Origin of the sequence: Campylobacter concisus (assembly GCF_902460845.1) — a bacterium.
Taxonomy (GTDB): Bacteria; Campylobacterota; Campylobacteria; order Campylobacterales; family Campylobacteraceae; genus Campylobacter_A; species Campylobacter_A concisus_X.
On the sequence record NZ_CABPVS010000002.1, the window covers coordinates 225,232 to 245,384 of the forward strand.

A 20,153-nucleotide genomic window follows, 5' to 3' on the forward strand; every position below is an offset into this window, starting at 1 on the left:
AGGGGCGTTTGCCCCTTACTTCACACTTTATAACTTTAATTTTCGTATAATCTTTCAAAAGCGAAAGGAGATAGAATGAAAAAGATCTTAAAATTTATCTTAATGGCGGCAGTGTTTTTTGGTCTAAATTTGATGGCAAAAGATGAGCTTATAAAGGAACAGACGATGGCAGGGCAAAATTTAAAAGAAATTTATCTAGCAGGTGGTTGCTTTTGGGGTATGCAGGGATATTTTAAAAAGATATTTGGCGTAGTGGATACAAAGGTAGGCTACGCAAATGGCAAGAGCGAAAATACTAGCTACCGCGAGCTTCATGAGAGCGATCATGCTGAGACACTTTATGTAAAATACGACGAAAATAGAGTCGCTTTGGCTGAAATTTTGGCTCATTTTTTTAGAGTGATCGACCCGACCTCTCTAAATAAACAAGGCAATGACGTCGGTAGGCAGTATAGAAGCGGAATTTACTATGTGAGCGAAAGTGATCTGCCAACGATAGAGAGCTTTATGAAAATAGAGCAAAAGAAATTTAAAGACAAGATCGTGGTTGAGGTAGCGCCGCTTAAAAATTTCGTCATAGGCGAGGAGTATCACCAAGACTATCTTGATAAAAATCCTTTTGGATATTGTCACATCGACCTAGGTTTAGCCGATAAACCGCTTTACGATGAGACAAAATTTAAGCCACTTAGTAAAGATGAGCTAAAGAAAAATTTAAGTAGCGAGCAGTATGCTGTGACACAAGAAGCGGCGACTGAGAGGCCGTTTAGCAGCGAGTATGATAAATTTGATCAAAAAGGCATTTATGTAGATATTACAAGCGGAAAGCCACTTTTCTCAAGCGCAGATAAATTTGATGCAGGATGTGGCTGGCCAAGCTTTACAAAGCCTATCACGACAACAGCTCTTTCATATAAGGAGGACAACTCGTTTATGATGAAAAGGGTCGAAGTTAAGTCTCAAAATAGTGACGCGCACCTTGGGCATGTTTTTGACGATGGCCCAAGCGATAAGGGCGGGCTAAGATATTGCATAAACGGTGCGAGCCTTAAATTTATACCGCTTGAAGATATGGCAAGACTAGGGTATGAGGAATTTATACCTTATGTAAAATAGCTTTTGTTGAAGCAAATCAATAGTTTAAAAAGTTTAATCAGAGTATAATTCTCCAAAATTAAAAGGAGAAAAAATGAGCGATTTTTTCAAAAACGCAGAGCAGTTTAATGTCGATGGTGCAACCGTGCCATTTTATAAATTTAATGAAAATGGTGTAAATTTTATTGGCTTTGACTCACGTCCTTGCGTGCCGCCAGAGCCAATGGTCAATGCATTAATCGCTATTAAATTTGCTGATAAAAATACAAAAATTATGATGCTAAATCATAAATTTCCAGCCGGTCTTATACCAAAGATAGATAAGAGCTTTGATATAGAGCGTGAAGATATAGATGGTGGGGCTGTAAAGATGATTTTTAGCCTAAAAGACGGTGCAAATATAGAAGACGTAGATACGAGTCTTTGCCACTAAGATGCTTTTAAATACTTATGCACCACCATTTAAGTTAGTCGGTGGATATTTTATTGCTGGAATTTTCTTTTTAGCATTAAGTGTACCGGCATTCTTTTATGCAGATTTTGATGCGATTAGCTCGCTAAATACAGCTGGTTTTTTGCATATATTTTTTGTTGGTTTTGTTATGAGCATTATCATCGGAGCACTTTATCAGCTAACCTCAGTCATCTTAGAAAAGCCATTTTTTACCGCAAAAGGTGCTATTTTAAATTTGGCTATTTTTTGTCTATCGTTGCTGGGTATGTGTTACGGGATGCTATTTGCTGATGCTAAAATTTTACAAATTAGTGGAGTTTTGCTTTTTTGCTCACTTGCCTTTTTTGCTACGACTTATGCACTAAGCTTTATGGATAATGAAAAAAAGAGCTTTGCGGTCTTTGCGCTTTTTGTTTCAGCTATCTTTTTGGTAATTGGAATAACGCTTGGTTTTTGCTTGCTTATGATACTTAGTGGCACGCTGATGCTTGATTTTGAGATGACGCTAAAATTTCATGTTTATTTTGTGCTGGGATTTGTATTTCTTGTGATACTTGGAGCTGCTAGCGTACTCCTACCTATGTTTGCATTGGCTCACGATCTAAAATTTACACTTAGTAAGGCCTCACTAGCATGCTATATTTTGGGTGGTATCTTACTAGCTTTTAATGAAAATTTATCTATTTTGTCAATATGTTTAGCGGCTTTACTTTTTATAGCTCAAGCACTTTATATTTTAAAAAAGCGCGTTAGAAAGGCGCATGATTACTGGAATGTAAATATCGTACTTTCGTTGGTGGCTTTGCTTGGTGCTGCTGTTTTTATAGCTTTAGACAAATTAAATTTAGCTGCGTATTTTTTAATATATGGCTTTTTGTTTGCTTTTATCGTAGCTCATCTTTACAAAATCGCACCATTTCTTATATGGTATCACTACGTAGCACCTTTTGTCGGAAAGGTAAAAGTGCCACTTCTTGATGCCATGATACTAAAAAAGATAGCTTATTTTGGTATAGCTTTTAATGCTATCTCGCTTCTTTGCTATCTTCTCTCAACTTGCTTTGAACTAGAAATTTTAGTGCAAGCAAGTATGATTTTTATAGCTATTAGTATAGTTTTACTATCGATAAATATAATAAATATTTTTAGATTTACTGGTTTTAAAGGATAAAAAATGAAAGAAAAAATTTATAACGCACTGTCAAATATCGTTGATCCAGAAGTTGGCTTTGATATCGTTTCGCTCGGACTTATATATGATGCGAGCTGCGATGAAAATGGCAAAGCAAAGGTTACTATGACTCTTTCAACCAAATCTTGCCCACTGCACGAAATGATACTTGGCTGGGTAGAAACTGCCGTGCTTGATATAGAAGGTGTCAAAGAGTGCGAGATCGATCTTGTCTGGGAGCCTGAGTGGAATATACAAATGGCAAGCGATTTTGTAAAAGCACAACTTGGAGTTTAATTTTTAAGTTTTTGGATTTAAAGGTTTGTAAATTTTTAATAATCTAGAGAGCAAAAGCTCTCTAGAAAATTTAAGGAGTTTGTTTTTTTGTTAGTCCATTTGATGGCGCATAAATGATGGTACATCAAGTTGTGACATATAGTCTTCGTCATATCCACCACTAACTTTTTTAAGTCTTAATATACGCTCTTTTTTTATGATATCGCTTGTATTAGAAGTTTGTATTTCATCTTTTTTTTCAGCTTCTTTTTGTGAGCTTTGAAAACCTGTTGCTATTATTGTAACTTCAACTTTATTGTCTTCTATTTTGTCATCAGTTGTTGTACCAAATATAATTTCAGCATCTTCATCTGCTGCCTCATGAATAATACTCATCGCATTATTGATATCAGCTAGTGGGCAACTAGGGCTTATTCTAAAATGAACTAAAATACCAAATGCACCATTTATTGTCATGTTATCAAGAAGTGGCGATTGTATTGCATTTTTTATAGCTTCTTGCGCTGCATCCTCACCACTTGCTTCGCCAACACCCATTAAAGCTAGTCCTCTATGGCTCATAATCGTTCTAACATCTGCAAAGTCTAGATTTATGTCGCTTTTTCCTGAGTCAAGTACGATCGTACTCATACCATTGACGGCTCTTGCAAGTACTTCATCAACCATTTCAAAGCTTTCTTTTATACCAGCATTTTTATCAATTAATGTTAGGAGTTTATCGTTTGGAATGACTACAATAGAATCGCTTTCTTTTCTAAGTTCTTCAAGGCCGCAATCAGCCAATTTTCTACGTTTTTTTCCTTCAAACATAAAAGGCATAGTAACAACTGCAACTGTTAGCGCACCAATGTCTTTTGCAGCTTGAGCAACTACTGGAGCTGCGCCTGTACCAGTTCCACCACCAAGTCCTGTACCAATGAAAACTATATCTGATGTCTCAAGTGCACTTTTTACTTCATCGTAGCTCTCTTCAGCAGCAGCTTTTCCTATTTCAGGTCTCATACCTGCACCTAGACCTTTTGTTGTTTTCTCGCCTAGTTGAATTTTTGTATGTGCAAGAGAATTTTCAAGAGCCTTAGCATCTGTATTAGCAACAATAAGATCTATATTTAAATTCGGATTAACTCTTATTATGTGGTTGACCATATTACCACCACCTCCACCTACACCTACGACCTTTATCTTTGCACCATAGATGCTTTTATTTTCTTCTACTGTGAAGCTACTCATTTTTGAAATTCTCCTTAAAATAATTGTGTAATACTATACCAAAATTTTGCAAAAGCATTTGGCTTTTTTTCTTGTTTGCTAATATCTGCAATATTGGCAAGTTCTTCTTTGCTTTTTGATTTATTTGCTACCTCTAATTCAAAATCTTTATCAGAAAAACTATCCTCTTTTTCATTTGGATCCTGCGTCTCTTGTCCAAAATTTTGTACATTTTCCTCTTCTGCAAAAACATTTCTAAAATTTGCTTTCGGTTTTGAGGCTATTTCCCCTTGGTATCTCATTTTTTTCTCAGAATCAATCTCGTATGGGCTAAAGTTGCCAGCACCATACAAACAAAGCCCTATAGCACAAGAATTTGCTGGATCTCTTAAAATTTCAAATAATCCATCCATTTCTTTTGGTTTTGCTATACGAACTGGCATTTTGTCAAATATTGCGGATGCAAGATCTCTAATGCCTTCTAACTTAGTCATACCGCCAGTAAGTATTATTCCAGCACCAATGCTATCTTTATAGCCGCTATCTTCTAGCATCTTAGCAAGTACCATAAGGGTTTCTTCTGCTCTGGCATATATAACATTTGATATTATGTCTAGTGAAACTTCGTGGCTTTTTGTTTCATCTCCAAGGATCGGGAGCTCTATTAGATCAACTGACTTATTTATTAAAGCGCCATAACCTAATTTTATCTCTTCTGCCTTTGGAAGAGGTGTATGCAGAGCCATAGAAAGATCATTTGTAATGTTTGCTGAGCCAACAGGTAAAAATTCATTGTATCTTATAGAATTTCCAGAATGTACCACAAGATTACAAGTCGCACCACCCATATCAACAAGTGCGGCACCAAGTTCTTTCTCATCTTTTGTTAATGTTGCTATCGCAGAAGCATATCCTGAAAGTACTATATTATCTAGTTGAACACCTGCTAAATTTACGGCTTTTCTTAGGTTGCTAATAGATGACTTTTGTACTGTAACAATATGTGTTTGAACTTCTAGCCTACTACCGTTCATACCTATTGGATCTTCAATATGTTCTTGTCCATCTACTTTAAAATTATAAGGAAGAACATGTAGTTTTTCATACTCATGAGGTATATCAGCAGTATGATCGGCCATTTGCATAGCACGCTCGATCTCTTTTATACCTATTTCATGATTTGGTATATTCACTACACCACTACTGTCAACGCTTTTTGTATACGCACCAGAAATAGAAACTATAACTTTTTCATAGCGTGTTCCTGCAACTCTTTGTGCTTCTATTAATGCATTTTTTATTGACTTTGCAGCTTGCTCTATATTAGTTATAACACCTTTTCTTATTCCCTGTGTTTTTTCAGTTCCAATTCCAATTATCTTAATACCATTTTCATCATGTTGTGCTATTACTGCACAAATCTGGAAAGAGCCGATATCTATACCTAAAATTTTTGTACTCAAGATAAATTACCTTTTGATATATTCTTTAATTTCATAGTATTTTTTAAGTTTGTTTGTTAAATCTTTTATTAACTCATTATTTTTAAGCATTGTAACGTTTTGCTGTGTTATTTGCTTATAGTTATTATCTATATTATCTACAAGCAACCTTTGTTCCAAAATATCGTATATAACGGCCTTATCTTCTAATATAACATAATCTTTTTTGTTGTTAGTTTCAAAAAGTTGAGAAACAAAAGCTCTAGTTTCGCTTTCATTTAGTCCTGAGATAGAGCTATTTATATCTCTACTAATAAAGCCTATATCAGTTCCTTTGAAATTTTGTAAAGACTCTTTCGCTATGGTTGTTAAGTTTTCTTTTTTCTTTTTATCTTTGTAAATTTCAAGTACCATTACTCTTGCTTGTTCAAAACTCATAGGCTGTGGAGGAGTTATGCTTTTTACTCTAACTATTAAATATCCATCTTTATATGTAAATGGTTTTATAACCTCACCAACTTTTGCACCTTTTATTTCATCAAGCGAGAATGTTGCATTATCTTCATTTATACTAATAAATTCATTTGTTGCAAGCTCAGCTTTTTTTATAGAGGTATATTTTTTTAAAGCATCAGTCTTGCTTTTCTCGATATTGTAGTCTTTAATAACTTCAGTCTTTACTTCGTCAAATGATTTGATTTTATCATCAGAGCCTTTATATCTCTCCTTGTTTTCGTTGTAGTAGTCACTCAAAGTAGTTTGATTTACATCATTTTTGTTTGACTCTATAAAGTATGTTTCAAGACCGTATATAGTCTTTGTCATATAGTTGTTTTTATTTGTTTCCCAGAGATCCTTTAGCTCTTTTTCATCTATTTTTATATCGCTTTGATTGGCATTTATTATCTGTATTGCTAATTTGTCTTGCATAAAAAAGCTTGCTTCCATCATTGCAATGTCTTCTTTGCTGGCTGGTAAATTTAAAATAGTTCTAAGTTTATCAAGTAGTATTGTTAGTTTTAAATTTTCTTCAAAATCGGTTGGATTTATTCTGGCCCTTCTCAAAATATCGTGGTATAAATTTTTATCAAAGGTACCATCTTTTTGAAATGTTGGATCAACGATTATATATTTTAAAATATCATCTTTGCTAACACTAAGACCTATATCGTCTGCAAAATTTAATAGTAAATTCTCTTGAATTGTAGCTTGAAGTGCAGCATTTTGTAATCCTAACTCGTTAGCCTTTTCTTGCGTTAATTTACCATCAAAAAGATTATTGTAGTATTGATACAAACTATCGTATTTTTGTTGCAGTTCTTGAATACTTATATTTCTGTGTCCTACTTTTGCTACTGAAGTGGCTCGATTGCTGTTTAAATCATATGCTCCCCAGCCTACAAAGCCTGCTCCAACAAAGGCTATTGTACTTACCCAAATGGTAACAACTAGGTATTTTTTATGTTTCTGCATCCAAGACAACATTAAATTTTCCTTTAAAAGACTAACGAAATTTGTATGATATATTATATAAAATTGCCTTAAATAAGCTTAAAATAGGGGCTTTAAAAATATCTTTGTGAAGAATTTTGCTAACAATTTTTTAGTATTGTTAGCAAAATTTTTAAATACTATAATCGCTATAACCACTAGTTAAATGAAGCAATTTGCAGCTATTTTCTAGTAAAGCTATCTCTTTTGCAAGAAGTTGTGGGCTTCTGCTGTATGCATAAATACCATATCCTTTAACGATAATAATATTTGTATTTTTTTCTAGCATATATCTATAAATTTCAGTTTCTGCACGTTCATACCAGTCATCATATTGTTTTGGATCATAAACAGAAATTTTATCAAATCTCATATACCCAAAATAATCTTTCGGTACTATTTTTTCATGTTTCATTGCGTAGGCAGTTGCGTATGGTGGCATCGCGTAGCAAACAAATCTCGCCTCATTTATATTTTTATAAATATTTAAGTGTATATCAGCATCAAGACTAGCTTCATTCCAGCGATAGTCTTTTTTTGATGAAAGAAGCGTCAAGTCATCATCTTTTAAATTATCAAAAATGGCATTTTGTTTATTGATTATAAATTGATTTTTTTCGACTCTTGCCGAAATCGAGCCGTGAAAGACGCCAAAAAAATTCTTTCTAAACATAGAAAGTGATATTGTTTTTATCTCATTTATTGAGTGTTCTAGCTCCATTTTTCCTCCTACGTTTAAGCGATTATATTTAAGCTATCTTAAAATTTATGTAAAATTTTACGTAATGATAGCTTTTTAAGTAAAATTTCGATAAATTTTCCACACTATTTACTATAAAGAGGCAGTGTTGCAAAGTCCACATATCAGTGTTTTACTTGATGAAGTTCTATCTTTTTTTAAAAATTTAAATGGAAATTTTATAGATTGCACGCTTGGATATGCAGGACATTCTAGTGCCATTTTATCTCAAAATGAAAATTTAAATTTAATTGCCTGTGATAGAGATAACGAAGCTATAAATTTTTCACTAAAAAAACTTGAGCCATTTGGCAGTAGGGTTAAAATTTATAAAAGTAACTTTTCTGAATTGACTAGCAGGCTAAGTCAAGAAGAAATTTTAAATGTTAGAGGAATTTTGGCTGACATCGGCGTTAGTTCGCTTCAGATAGATAAAGATGATAGAGGCTTTAGTCTTGGCTCAAGCACGCTTGATATGCGCATGGACAAAGAGCGAAATTTTAGCGCATATGATGTTGTAAATGATTACTCTTTTGATGAGTTAGTTAGAATTTTTAGAGATTATGGCGAGCTAAAAAATGCTGCCGGGATTGCAAATAAAATTATAAATACTAGAAATTTAGGCAAGATAACGAGTGCAAAAGAACTTGCAAATTTAATAGGTACAGCCCAGATAAAAGGGCGCGGAGTTAGCCCTGCGATACTTGCCTTTCAAGCCATCAGGATAGAGGTAAATGGTGAGCTAGATGAGCTAACAAATTTACTTGATAGTATAGAAAAATGTGGATTTAAAGATTGTCTTGTGGCGATTATTACATTTCACTCGCTTGAAGATAGGATCGTAAAAGAGCGCTTTAAAAAGTGGGCAAATAGCTGTATCTGCCTACCTGGCGTCTATAGATGTGAATGCGGAAATAACCACGAACTAGGCGAAATTTTGACCAAAAAGCCACTAACGGCAAGCCAAAATGAACTAGCGCAAAACTCACGAAGCAAGAGCGCAAAACTGCGGGTTTTTAAGATAAAGGGATAAAGATGCAAGAAAAAGAAGAGCTGTTAACGCTTCATGATGAGGAGCAAAAACGTGAGGTAAATTTAAGCTTTAAGACATTAGTGATGGTCTATTTAGCTGTTTTTATAGCTCTAGCTATATTTTTGCCAAAAATTTACATAGCAAATCAAATTTATTATATAAGTAGAGATATAGCTGACATAAGCGGTAAACGAGATATGCTTTTAGAGGAAAATAGAGCTCTTAATATAAAGCTTGAAAATTTACGTTATAAAAATCAAATTTTAAATAATATGCAAGAGCGTCAATGGAAATAACGAAACATTTAAAGTTTTTTAAATTTTGGCGATTCAATTATATTGGCAAATAATATAGCCATTTTGTATATAACTGCGTAAAAATAAAATTAGCTCAATAAACAAAGCTTATTTTTAACTTGCTAATTGCTTTCTTTTTGAGAGATTAGCTTTTCATATATATATTGTTCTAAATCTTTTTTTGATATGTCATTTTTTATAGCAGTATTATAAATTTCTTCGACCTTGCTTGAGTATTTTTCATAGCCAAAATATGGAAAATGCACGCTCCAAGCTTTCTTGATAAGATCGTGACTTATCTCTCTTCTTGCCCAAACTTTAAACATATCAAAGCCAATGAAAACGGCCGAAGTAACGACAGCAGTCGCTATTATCGATATGTGTGCATCAGTTTTTGCTAAAAAATGATGCGTGATGATTAACAATGGAAATAAAATGACAAAACAGATAAGTGCATAAATCTGGTAGAGCTTGATATGGTTAAATCTAAAATTTAGCTTTGCTCCATCTATTAGCATACCTTCGTTAAAAAGGGCATTTGCTTCAAGTAGATCCCTGAATAAAACTGGCTGTTTTGAAACAAAAAAAACGTTTTTTATGATTCTATCTTTTAAAGTTTCTTGCATTTTTTTATAGACTTTTTACCTTTGAAATTTTGGCTCATTATATCTAAGAATCTATAAATTCAAACAAAATTAGATACAATTTGCCCAAAATTTAAGGAGCTAAAAATGGCAGATCAAGCTTTGCAAACCGTCTTTTTAAACGGAGAATTTTTGCAAAAAGATGAGGCAAAAGTTAGTGCTTTTGATAGAGGATTTATATTTGGTGATGGAATTTATGAGGTTGTGCCTGTGATAAATTCAAAAATGGTTGATAAAGATGGATTTTGGGCGAGATTTGAAAGAAGCTTAAATGAAATAGATATAAGTTTGCCCTACGAAAAGGAAAAATTTGAGGCGATCTTAAACGAGATAATCTCCAAAAATGCCTTAAAAGAGGGCGGAATTTACATGCAAGTAACAAGAGGCGTGGCGTTTAGAAATTTCTATTTCATAGAAAATTTAACACCAAGTGTCTTTGTTTTCTGTTACCAGAGTGAAATTTTAAACAATCCTGCTGCAAAAACTGGCATAAAAGTCGTGAGTGTCGAGGATATCAGGTGGAAAAGGCGTGACATCAAGTCTATCTCACTTCTGGCTCAGTGCTACGCTAAAAATGAAGCTCATAAAAAAGGTGCAGATGAGGGCTTTATGGTGGAAAATGGCTTTGTCACAGAGGGTTGCAGCTCAAGTGCTTTTATTATCAAGGATAAAACACTCATAACCAAACCACTTTCAAATGAAATTTTGCCAGGCATTCGCCGTATGAGACTTTTAAAGATCGCCAAAGATATTGGCCTTAAGATAGAGGAGCGAAAATTTAGCATGGATGAAGTTTATAGTGCTGATGAAGTCTTTATCTCGGCTGCGACGCTCATACTCTTACCAGTTGTTTATGCTGATTGCAAGGCGATAAATGGTGCAAAAGTAGGAGAAATTTCAAGCAAACTTCGTGAAATTTATGCTGGTGAACTTTTAAAAGAAGCCGGGCTTTGAGAGAAAAAATCTTAATAAGTGCTTGCCTAGTTGGCATAAATTGTAAATTTAACGGCGAAAATAATCTTTTAAATAAAGATGTTTTAGATGAAATTTCAAAGAGATATCATCTGCTTTTTGTTTGTCCAGAGGTTTACGGCGGGCTTAGCACGCCAAGAGAACCGGCTGAGATGAAAAATGGTGCGGTTGTTTGTAAATTTTCAGGTAAAGATGTGAGTAAAAATTTTAAAAGTGGAGCAGATATTTGCCTAAAGATAGCCAAGCTAAATGGTTGCAAAAAGGCTATTTTAAAATCAAAAAGTCCAAGTTGTGGAAGTGGGCAAATTTATGACGGAAGTTTTAGTAAGAGGCTTATTTTAGGTGATGGCATCACAGCAAAACTGCTAAAAGAAAATGAAATTTTAGTTTACAGCGAAGATGAGATAGTGGGGCTTTAATGTTTGATAGGCTAAAAGACAACATTATGCTTGAGGTGATTTTTAAGTACATCATCTTGTTGCTGCTTTTTATCTGTGTGATCGGTCTTTTTATGAGTGGCATTCTTTTCTTAAATGGGGAGATGAGTGAAAATTCGCTGAATTTACACATTTTCTTCGGCTTTAGTTTGGTTGTTTTGACGATCGTTCATAGTTATGTTAAGAAGAAAAAGCTAAAGAAACTAAGCCTTGAGTTTAAAAATATATTAAATCACAAGCCAGTGCAGATGGACTGCAATACAACCAGGTTTTTAAACGCTCTAAATGATGTAAAAGTGGGCGATCTTTCAAAGAAATTTGGCTCTGATATTGTAGAAATTTTAAGATCAAATGACATAAAAGTAAAAAGCGAGAATGAGACCATGAAGCAAATTTGTAAAAACAACGATGAAAAGATGTTTTACATTTTTGTTTTGATCGTCGAAGCTATATTTAAGGATAAGGAAAAAAGTTGAAAAAAGGTATATTTTTAGCATTTAGTGTTGCTTTGTTTTTGGGATGTTCGCAGACCCAGCCAAAGCCAAGTGTGCAAAATTCTTTACCAGATGAAAATGTATATAAGCCAAATGAACGCATTAGTTTGCTTGATTTTGAAATGAAGCAAGATGCCTCGTCGCTACCGCAAAATATGCAAAGCGCAAGTTTTGACCAAGAAGAAATTTTAAAAAGAAGGTTTAAGGTTTTTACATTAAGGGGCGTAAAATTTAATCCAAACGATGTCTTTTGGGCATTTAATATATATAAGCCAAGCGAGAAGAGAAAGTATTTTGGCTCAAATTTTAGACAGATACCTCAAAGCTGGTTTGACGCACAAAAGGACAATGCAAATTTTTCAGCTCTTTCAAGCATCTCTGCTTATGCTCTAACTTCGGCAAACACAGCTTTAAGAAATTTCCCAACCGATGAGCCGATATTTTTAAACCCGCAAACTCCAGGCGAGGGCTATCCGTTTGATTATCTGCAAGAATCAACACTAAGCATCGCTCATCCACTTTTTGTCTCACATTTTTCTAAAGACAGGGCATGGGCGTTTGTTAGCGATGATGCGGTTTGGGGCTGGGTAAAGGTCGAGGATATAAAATTTATAAGTGATGATGAGGTAAACGCCTATCAAAAATCAAGTTTTGTAACTATAAAAACGGATAAGATGCCAGTTTATGACAAGGTTGGAAATTTCTTATTTTACTCAAGAGTCGGAGCGATACTTCCTGTTTTGGCACAGGATGATAAAAACTACTACGGTAAAATTTATGTAAGAAATCTCTTGAGAGAATTTGTGTTGCCAAAGTCTGTTGGCGCTCTTTTTCCTCTTAAATTTAATGACTCAAATCTAAAAACACTTATTAGCTCTCTTCTTACTCAGCCTTATGGTTGGGGTGGGGTCGATAAGCTAAGGGATTGCTCGCTTTTTACCAAAGATCTGCTGGCTAGCTTTGGTGTGTGGCTACCTAGAAACTCAAAAGCCCAGGCAAACATGGGACAAAAATTTGATCTAAAAGGACTTAGTAACGCCGCTAAAACAAAAGAGATAAAAGAAAAAGGGGTGCCATATCTTACGCTTGTGCATCTGCCAGGGCACATAATGCTTTATGCTGGGTACAAGGGCGATGATATCTACGTGGTGCATGATGCTTGGGGGTTAAAAACTGAAAATAACGGCAGAGCGTTAATCGGTGCTACGGCAGTAACTACATTAAACATCGGACAAAACAGAAGCGATATACAAAACTCAAATTTGCTTATTTCAAAGGTCGATTCTATAAATGTGATAAAGCCCGAAAATGTAATAAGTGATAAAGCTAGAAAAATTTCAGCTTTACAAAGAGCTTATGATGTTAAGGTCGAGGATAATTTAGTCAAATTTGGTGATGGAACAATATTTGTCTATGATGACTTTAAACAAAAAGATGATGAGTGTAGTATCGGTGCTGATATAGAGGATATGAATGCGCTTGATTACGCTGCATTTTCGCCGCTTAGCACCGTACTAAGCGATGCTGGCAGATGTAGAAATTATGAATTTTTAGGCAAAATTTATGGCTCAAGCGAGAGCGAGGTAAAAGCAAATTTGGTAGATGTTGTTTGGCTAAAAGATAGCCTTGCGCTAAAACTACCATTTAACTCTAAAAATGGAGCCGCAGCTGCTTTGCAAGACGTAAGCAATGAGCTAAATGAGATGGCAAAGAGTGATGCAAGCTTGCTTGAGTATTTAAAAAATCCAGGCGGAACATTTAAATGGCGCATCATCGCGGGCACAAACCGCTTGAGTCCCCACAGCTACGGCATTGCGATCGATATAAATGTGAAAAAGAGCCACTATTGGCAGTGGAGCAATGGCTACCAAAATCTCATCCCTGAAAAGATAGTGCGTATTTTTGAAAAACATAAATTTATCTGGGGCGGACGCTGGAAGCACTTTGATACGATGCACTTTGAGTATCGCCCAGAGATGTTTGAGTAGATGCTAGATCAAATTTTAGAAATTTTATCTCACTCAAACGTCTTTTTAACAGGTGGCGGCGGTGTTGGCAAGAGCTATCTAACTGCCTCTGTCATCAGACACTACAAAGAAAATTTTAAAAACGTCATAATCCTTGGCTCAACTGGCATAAGTGCTGTTAGCCTTGGCGGAGTTAGCTTGCATAGCTTTTTTAAATTTGGCTACTGCAAGGACTATGAGGAGCTAAGACGCTTTGACTATCATCAAAAAGACAAACTAAGCAAGCTACGAAATATGCTAGATGCTTGTGATCTGCTTGTAATTGATGAAATTTCAATGGTGAGCTCAGATTTAATGGAGATGATAAGATACCGACTACTTACTTCCAAATTTAAAGGTAGGGTGCTTATAGTGGGTGATTTTTATCAGCTTCCACCAGTGCAAAAGGAGCAAAACGAAAATAGGCTTTTTAATTTTTTATACGCTTTTAACTCCAGTGCATGGGAGGATATGAAATTTACAAATGTTGAACTACTAGTCTCAAAACGTACAAACGATCTTAAATTTTATGAAATTCTCTCTCGCCTAAGAGTTGGCGAGCTAGATGATGAAATAATGAGCTATATAGAGAGTTTAAGAGTGACCAAGATAGAGCCAGATGATGATACGAGTGTGCTTTTTGGCAGAAACGCCGAGGCTGAAATGCTAAATCAAAAAAGGCTCTCAGAGCTTAGCACGCCACTTGAAATTTCAAACTCATATGTGAGCATTTTGGATGAAAATTTAGATAAAAAAGAATTTGAAAAATGGGCAAATACGCTAAATATCTCAAGGGATTTGGAGATGAAGATAGGCGCTAAGATTATCTTTACGTCAAATAAATGGGGTGAGTACTATAACGGTGAGCAAGGCAAGATCATGCAAATCTTAAAAGAAAACGGAGTCATCTCAAGCGTGATCGTGAAAAAAGATAGCGGCGAAATTTGCGAGATAGAAAAAGCCGCTTATATATTTAGTTCGTTAAATTTAAACGAAGATGAGATCGAAGAAAATGTACAAGCCTCGCTCCATCAGTTTCCATTTAAGCTCGCTTACGCTCTAACCATCCACAAGTCTCAAGGTATGAGCATAGACTCGCTCATTTGTAATATCAACCACATTTTTGCCAAAGGACAACTCTATGTCGCACTTTCTCGTGCAGTAAGTCCTAAAAATTTAAAACTTTTTTATGATAAAAAAAGTGATTTTAGGCAGCATTTAAGAAAAGTGGTTAAAATTGACGACGAAGTTAAGAAATTTTACCAAGAAAACGTATTTTTGCATATTAAGGAGAATTTATGAAAAAGCTATTTTTAAGCCTTGCTTTTTGTGTTTTTGCATTTGCAGACGTACTAAAAGTAAGAGATTTTCAAACAGATATCTACTCAAAAGCTGGACAAAATTTAACAAAAAAGATAAATATGAACCTTGAAGTCGTTGGACGTGATGTTGAAGAAAATGAAGCGTATGTGCTTGATGCTTTAAACATAATAGTTGGTAGCTTTTACGTGGAAGATATTTTAACCTCAATGGGAAAAGAGAAATTTAAAGAGCTTTTTATAAAATACGCAGCCAAAAAGCACTCTCTTGATATCGATGATGTGCTTATCTTAAATATAAAAGTGATAAATAATCTTGAGCTAAGCGAGATCATAAAAGCAATAAAGAGCCAAAATTTATGCTCCGATCCAAGTGTTAATGAAGAGATTGTAACAAAACCAGAAAAGAAGAAAAAAGGCAATGAGATCATCATCTCGCCAGATCCAAATGACGTAGTTCAAAAACCTATTGATCTAAATAATGTGCAGGAATTTGGAAAAGACTTTGGGGAGAAGTGAGTAAATTTGGCTAAAGCTAGCCAAATTTATTGATTTACGATGTCGTAACCTTGAGGAATGACAGGAGTTAGCGTCTCTTGTGGTATGAGTGCGTCTTTTACTGGATTGCTTAGAGTTATTTTTATCTTATTTGAAAGCTTGTCTTTATAATCAATCGTTGTTGGAAGCGTGTTTTTAATGGTTATAAAGTACTCAACTCCGTCATATATTGCTTTGTAAAGTGTTGGTTGAATTTGCTCTGCATGAGCTAAAATTTGCGTCAAATTTGGCGTATCATCAAGCTTTGAAATGATAGCTTGCTCAAGCTCGTCCTCAATTACTATCACACGTTCTTTGTTAAAATAAATTCTCTTTGGCGTTGGACTTTCATATATCCAAAGTGCAGTATTGTCGTTTTTTGCGTAAAATCTACCCTTATAATTTATGCTTTTGCCTTCGCTAAATACAGTTTGCGTAAAGTCACTTTGAAGGCTTTTGAAATTTAAGCCAGCACCAAATGAGCAAACTGCAACGAGAGAGGCAACTAGAAATTTTCTCATTTTTTATCCTTTTTTGGCGTATTCTAGCCCAGTTTAATTAAATAAATAGTTAAACTATGCTAAGATCCAAAGTTTAAAAATTTAGGAAGGTAAAATAATGATTTCATCGGTATTTAGAAAGATTTTTGGCACCAAAAACGATAGAGAAGTCAAAAAGTATATAAGACGCGTTGCACAGATAAATGCACTCGAGCCAACTTATGAAAAGATGAGTGACGACGAGCTTAAGATCAAATTTAATGAGCTAAAAGCTCAAGTAATAGAAGAAAAAGTCACTTTAGATGAAATTTTAAATGATGTTTTTGCGATCGTTAGAGAGGCTAGCAAAAGGGTGCTTAAGATGCGCCATTTTGACGTGCAGCTAATAGGCGGTATGGTGCTAAACGAGGGTAGGATCGCTGAGATGAAAACTGGCGAGGGTAAGACCTTGGTTGCAACTTTGCCAGTTATATTAAACGCGATGAGCGGCAAGGGCGTACACGTAGTAACCGTAAATGACTACCTTGCAAAGCGTGACGCTACGCAAATGGGCGAGCTTTATAATTTTTTAGGCTTAAGCGTTGATGTAATACTAAGCGGCGGATACGATGATAACGTAAGACAAGCTGCTTATAACGCCGACATAACATACGGCACAAATTCAGAATTTGGCTTTGATTATTTACGTGACAATATGAAATTTGAAGCTGGTCAAAAGGTGCAAAGAGGCCATAACTTCGTTATCGTGGACGAGGTCGATAGTATCTTGATAGACGAGGCTAGAACTCCGCTTATAATCTCTGGCCCAACAAACCGCACGCTTGATGGCTATATAAGAGCCGATCAAGTCGCAAAACAGCTTACTAGAGGCACTCCAGCTGATCCAAACGTGCCAGGCTCAAAGCCAACGGGAGACTTTATAGTAGATGAAAAAAATAGAACGATAATGATCACAGAAGCTGGCATAAGCAAGGCTGAAAAATTATTTGGTGTTGAAAATTTATATAACCTTGAAAATGCCATACTAAGCCACCACCTAGATCAAGCCCTAAAAGCTCACAATCTCTTTGAAAAAGATGTTCACTACGTTGTAAAAGAGGGCGAAGTCGTCATCGTTGATGAATTTACAGGACGTCTAAGTGAGGGCAGACGCTTTAGTGAGGGACTTCACCAAGCACTTGAAGCGAAAGAGGGTGTGAAAATTCAAGAAGAGAGCCAAACGCTAGCCGATACAACATATCAAAACTACTTTAGGATGTATAAAAAGCTTGCAGGTATGACTGGTACGGCTCAGACAGAGGCTACTGAGTTTTCTCAAATTTACAACCTTGATGTTATCTCGATTCCGACAAACGTGCCAGTTATTAGGATCGATTCAAATGACCTTATCTACAAAACCCAAAACGAGAAATTTAAAGCTGTTATCGACGAGATCAAAAAGGCTCACGAAAAGGGCCAGCCAGTGCTCGTAGGAACTGCAAGTATCGAGCGCAGTGAGGTGCTTCACGAGATGCTTAAAAAAGTTGGTATCCCACACTCTGTGCTAAATGCTAAAAACCACGAAAAAGAGGCCGAGATCATCGCACAAGCTGGTGTAAAAGGTGCTGTGACTATCGCTACAAATATGGCTGGACGTGGTGTTGACATTAGGATCGATGATGAGGTTAGAAATTTAGGCGGTTTATATATCATCGGTACCGAAAGGCACGAGAGTAGAAGGATAGATAATCAGCTCCGTGGCCGTGCTGGACGTCAGGGCGACCCTGGTATGAGTAGATTTTACCTAAGCTTAGAGGACAATCTTTTAAGAATTTTTGGTAGTGACCGCATAAAAGCGATCATGGATAGGCTTGGTATCGACGAGGGCGAGAGTATCGAGAGTCGCATGGTGACAAGAGCTGTTGAAAACGCTCAAAAGAAAGTTGAGAGCTTGCACTTTGAGGCTAGAAAACACTTGCTTGAGTATGACGACGTGGCAAATGAGCAAAGAAAAACTATCTACAAATACCGCGACGAGCTACTTGATAAAAACTACGATATGAGCGAAAAGATAGCTCAAAATAGAAAAGAGTATGCTGCAAATTTACTTGACACGGCTGAAATTTTCCATGGCGGCTTGAAAGATGACTTTGATATTAAAAATTTATGCTCTATTATCCTTGCAGACTGTGGCGAAGAGATAGATGAGAGTGAGCTAAAAGGTCTAGAGTATGATGAGCTAATAGAAAAGATTGCGCAAATTTTTGAAGTAAGATATAACGAAAAAATGAGCGTACTAAATGAAGATCAAAGAAAAGAGATAGAGAAAATTTTATACCTTCAAGTGCTTGATAATGCGTGGAGAGAGCACCTCTATCAGATGGATATCCTAAAAACTGGTATTGGTCTAAGAGGATATAATCAAAAAGATCCGCTTGTCGAATACAAAAAAGAGAGTTATAACCTCTTTATGGAGCTAGTTAGCAGGCTAAAAAGTGAGAGTGTTAAGACGCTTCAGGTTGTAAGATTTAAGAGCCGTGAAGAGCAAGAAGAGCAAGCTAGAATGATGCTTGAAGCTAGTCAAAATGCTGAAAATGAAAATTTAAGCTACAACAACCAAGGCGAGGATGATAAATTTACGCCTGAAAAAAAGATACCAAGAAACGCTCCATGCCCTTGTGGAAGCGGTAAAAAATATAAAGATTGCCACGGAAAAAGTGGCCCTAAAAAAGGCATATTTGCTTAAAATTTCTACTTTTAAGGCGCCAAAAGCGCCTTAATCTTTTAAAAGGCTATTTGATGACAAGCTTACCAAAGTACCTACTTTTTAAATATTTAAGATTTGATAAAACTCAGCCGTTTATCACTCTAAGTGCCTTGCTTGCCTTTCTTGGCGTTAGCATTGGACTTATGGTTTTAATCGTTGCGATGGCGATTATGAATGGATTTGACAAAGAATTTGAGCGAAAACTTTTTACGATGAACTATCCAATAACCGTTCAAAGTGCCTTTAAAGGCTCCATTGATGATGACTTTGTTGATGAGCTAAAGGCTAGATTTAGTGATTTAAAATTTAGCCCATTTATAAGCACACAAGTCATTTACCGTTCGGCAAATGTACTTGAGGGCGGACTGGTTTATGGCGTAAATTTTAAAGATGAAAAACAGATAAACTCAGTCGTAAATGAAGCTTTAAAAGATAAAGAGCTAGATGGTTTTGAGATACTTGTGGGAAGTGGTATAACGAATGAGTTTAGGCTAAGAAGCAATGAGAAATTAACGCTTATCTTTACAAAGGCCGATCCAGCTGGCTTTTCGCTAACGCCAAAGATGAAGCGATTTGATATCGGTGGCTCATTTACATCTGGGCTAATCGCCTATGACAAGGCATTTTCATATACTTCAGTTGATGCTTTGAGGAAAATTTTAGACTATCCAAAAGGCGTTTATGATGGAATTCATATCTTTTCAAGTAAGCCATTTGATGATATAAAAAGAGTGCGTGAGGGGCTTCCAGTAGGCACGGTTGCTATTGGCTGGTGGGAGCAAAATGGCAACTTTTTCTCAGCACTCGCACTTGAAAAACGAGCACTTTTTATCGTTTTGATGCTTATTATCCTTGTGGCGTCGTTAAATATCATAAGCTCGCTACTAATGACAGTGATGAACCGCAGGCAAGAGATTGCCTTGCTTCTTGCGCTTGGTGCTAGTAAAAGTGAGATAAAAAGAAGCTTTTTCTATCAAGGGCTAGTAATAGGCGGAGGTGGCATTATATTTGGCTTGATACTTGGCTTTTTAGGGCTATTTTTACTTGGAAATTTCAACATCATAGACTTGCCGGCCGATGTTTATGGCTCAAGTAAACTTCCATTAGAACTTTCTTTGATTGACTTTATGCTTATAATTGTTGGAGCTATTTTTATCGTGGCTATATCGTCTTATTACCCAGCTAAAAAAGCCACAGAAGTAAATGTGCTTCAAACTTTAAGAAATGAGTAGAGCCTAGATGCTTAGGCTTGCTCATTGCTTGTAAAATTT

General features: G+C 35.7%; 19 protein-coding genes and 2 pseudogenes. 15 read left to right on the plus strand and 6 right to left on the minus strand.

What is annotated here, in order from left to right; translation table 11 throughout:
• Window positions 1-75: 75 nt before the first annotated feature.
• The 4 genes from msrB (at window position 76) to F3H00_RS02780 (ending at window position 3,017) form a co-directional block, all read left to right on the plus strand.
• The gene (gene msrB / locus F3H00_RS02765) at window positions 76-1,116 is read left to right on the plus strand and encodes a peptide-methionine (R)-S-oxide reductase MsrB (RefSeq protein WP_148798391.1); all 1,041 of its coding nucleotides are present in this window, start codon (window positions 76-78) and stop codon (window positions 1,114-1,116) included.
• 73 nt (window positions 1,117-1,189) lie between these two features.
• Complete coding sequence (locus F3H00_RS02770; RefSeq protein WP_148798393.1) at window positions 1,190-1,528, plus strand: hypothetical protein; 339 nt, start codon at window positions 1,190-1,192, stop codon at window positions 1,526-1,528.
• Between the two features lies 1 nt (window position 1,529).
• Entirely contained in the window at window positions 1,530-2,720 is a 1,191-nt protein-coding gene (locus tag F3H00_RS02775; protein ID WP_148798395.1) for a peptidase M50, read from the plus strand.
• Between the two features lie 3 nt (window positions 2,721-2,723).
• Entirely contained in the window at window positions 2,724-3,017 is a 294-nt protein-coding gene (locus F3H00_RS02780; protein WP_021091019.1) for a metal-sulfur cluster assembly factor, read from the plus strand.
• A 90-nt stretch (window positions 3,018-3,107) separates the two neighbouring features.
• Here F3H00_RS02780 and ftsZ read toward each other — a convergent pair whose 3' ends face one another.
• The 4 genes from ftsZ to F3H00_RS02800 form a co-directional block, all read right to left on the minus strand.
• Window positions 3,108-4,247 carry a cell division protein FtsZ gene (gene ftsZ, locus F3H00_RS02785; RefSeq protein ID WP_103579683.1) on the minus strand — a complete coding sequence of 380 codons (1,140 nt, stop codon included), beginning with the start codon at window positions 4,245-4,247 and terminating at the stop codon, window positions 3,108-3,110.
• A 14-nt stretch (window positions 4,248-4,261) separates the two neighbouring features.
• Window positions 4,262-5,689 (minus strand): cell division protein FtsA, encoded by a 1,428-nt coding sequence (gene ftsA / locus F3H00_RS02790; protein WP_103604400.1) that lies wholly within the window; start codon window positions 5,687-5,689, stop codon window positions 4,262-4,264.
• 6 nt (window positions 5,690-5,695) lie between these two features.
• On the minus strand, window positions 5,696-7,153 hold the full coding sequence (locus F3H00_RS02795; protein ID WP_148798396.1) for a peptidylprolyl isomerase: 1,458 nt from the start codon (window positions 7,151-7,153) through the stop codon (window positions 5,696-5,698).
• A 139-nt stretch (window positions 7,154-7,292) separates the two neighbouring features.
• A complete protein-coding gene (locus F3H00_RS02800; RefSeq protein ID WP_084108231.1) occupies window positions 7,293-7,880 on the minus strand; it encodes a class II aldolase and adducin N-terminal domain-containing protein in 588 nt (195 codons plus the stop codon).
• Between the two features lie 127 nt (window positions 7,881-8,007).
• Here F3H00_RS02800 and rsmH point away from each other — a divergent pair, with 127 nt between their 5' ends.
• Window positions 8,008-8,931: a 16S rRNA (cytosine(1402)-N(4))-methyltransferase RsmH gene (rsmH, locus tag F3H00_RS02805; protein ID WP_148798398.1), complete on the plus strand. Its 924-nt coding sequence runs from the start codon at window positions 8,008-8,010 to the stop codon at window positions 8,929-8,931.
• 2 nt (window positions 8,932-8,933) lie between these two features.
• Window positions 8,934-9,227 (plus strand): hypothetical protein, encoded by a 294-nt coding sequence (locus tag F3H00_RS02810; protein ID WP_021090986.1) that lies wholly within the window; start codon window positions 8,934-8,936, stop codon window positions 9,225-9,227.
• Between the two features lie 122 nt (window positions 9,228-9,349).
• Here the strand turns inward: F3H00_RS02810 and F3H00_RS02815 are convergent, their stop codons facing one another.
• Entirely contained in the window at window positions 9,350-9,853 is a 504-nt protein-coding gene (locus tag F3H00_RS02815) for a hypothetical protein (protein ID WP_103579680.1), read from the minus strand.
• A gap of 105 nt (window positions 9,854-9,958) precedes the next feature.
• On the opposite strand from F3H00_RS02815, the gene F3H00_RS02820 reads away from it, so the two are divergent.
• Genes F3H00_RS02820 through F3H00_RS02845 form a run of 6 tightly spaced genes read left to right on the plus strand, consistent with a single transcriptional unit; the run spans window position 9,959 to window position 15,618 of the window.
• Entirely contained in the window at window positions 9,959-10,825 is an 867-nt protein-coding gene (locus F3H00_RS02820; RefSeq protein ID WP_148798400.1) for a D-amino acid aminotransferase, read from the plus strand.
• Window positions 10,822-11,262 carry a 2-thiouracil desulfurase family protein gene (locus F3H00_RS02825; protein WP_148798402.1) on the plus strand — a complete coding sequence of 147 codons (441 nt, stop codon included), beginning with the start codon at window positions 10,822-10,824 and terminating at the stop codon, window positions 11,260-11,262. Before F3H00_RS02820 ends, F3H00_RS02825 begins: the two co-directional genes overlap by 4 nt.
• On the plus strand, window positions 11,262-11,756 hold the full coding sequence (locus F3H00_RS02830; protein WP_148798403.1) for a chemotaxis protein: 495 nt from the start codon (window positions 11,262-11,264) through the stop codon (window positions 11,754-11,756). Before F3H00_RS02825 ends, F3H00_RS02830 begins: the two co-directional genes overlap by 1 nt.
• Complete coding sequence (locus F3H00_RS02835; protein WP_148798405.1) at window positions 11,753-13,762, plus strand: bifunctional C40 family peptidase/M15 family metallopeptidase; 2,010 nt, start codon at window positions 11,753-11,755, stop codon at window positions 13,760-13,762. Before F3H00_RS02830 ends, F3H00_RS02835 begins: the two co-directional genes overlap by 4 nt.
• Window positions 13,763-15,082: an ATP-dependent DNA helicase gene (locus F3H00_RS02840; RefSeq protein WP_148798407.1), complete on the plus strand. Its 1,320-nt coding sequence runs from the start codon at window positions 13,763-13,765 to the stop codon at window positions 15,080-15,082.
• A complete protein-coding gene (locus F3H00_RS02845; RefSeq protein WP_103593182.1) occupies window positions 15,079-15,618 on the plus strand; it encodes a hypothetical protein in 540 nt (179 codons plus the stop codon). The genes F3H00_RS02840 and F3H00_RS02845 overlap by 4 nt, the downstream gene beginning before the upstream one ends.
• Before the next feature lie 26 nt (window positions 15,619-15,644).
• Here F3H00_RS02845 and lolA read toward each other — a convergent pair whose 3' ends face one another.
• Window positions 15,645-16,157: a LolA-like outer membrane lipoprotein chaperone gene (gene lolA / locus F3H00_RS02850; RefSeq protein ID WP_054196481.1), complete on the minus strand. Its 513-nt coding sequence runs from the start codon at window positions 16,155-16,157 to the stop codon at window positions 15,645-15,647.
• Between the two features lie 97 nt (window positions 16,158-16,254).
• Here lolA and secA point away from each other — a divergent pair.
• The 3 genes and pseudogenes from secA to F3H00_RS02860 form a co-directional block, all read left to right on the plus strand.
• Window positions 16,255-18,651: pseudogene (gene secA, locus F3H00_RS02855) on the plus strand (preprotein translocase subunit SecA); the annotation flags it as partial.
• A 108-nt stretch (window positions 18,652-18,759) separates the two neighbouring features.
• A pseudogene (locus tag F3H00_RS10765) lies at window positions 18,760-18,861 on the plus strand (SEC-C metal-binding domain-containing protein); the annotation flags it as partial.
• Between the two features lie 53 nt (window positions 18,862-18,914).
• Window positions 18,915-20,114 (plus strand): ABC transporter permease, encoded by a 1,200-nt coding sequence (locus tag F3H00_RS02860; protein ID WP_148798411.1) that lies wholly within the window; start codon window positions 18,915-18,917, stop codon window positions 20,112-20,114.
• The last annotated feature ends 39 nt before the right edge of the window (window positions 20,115-20,153 follow it).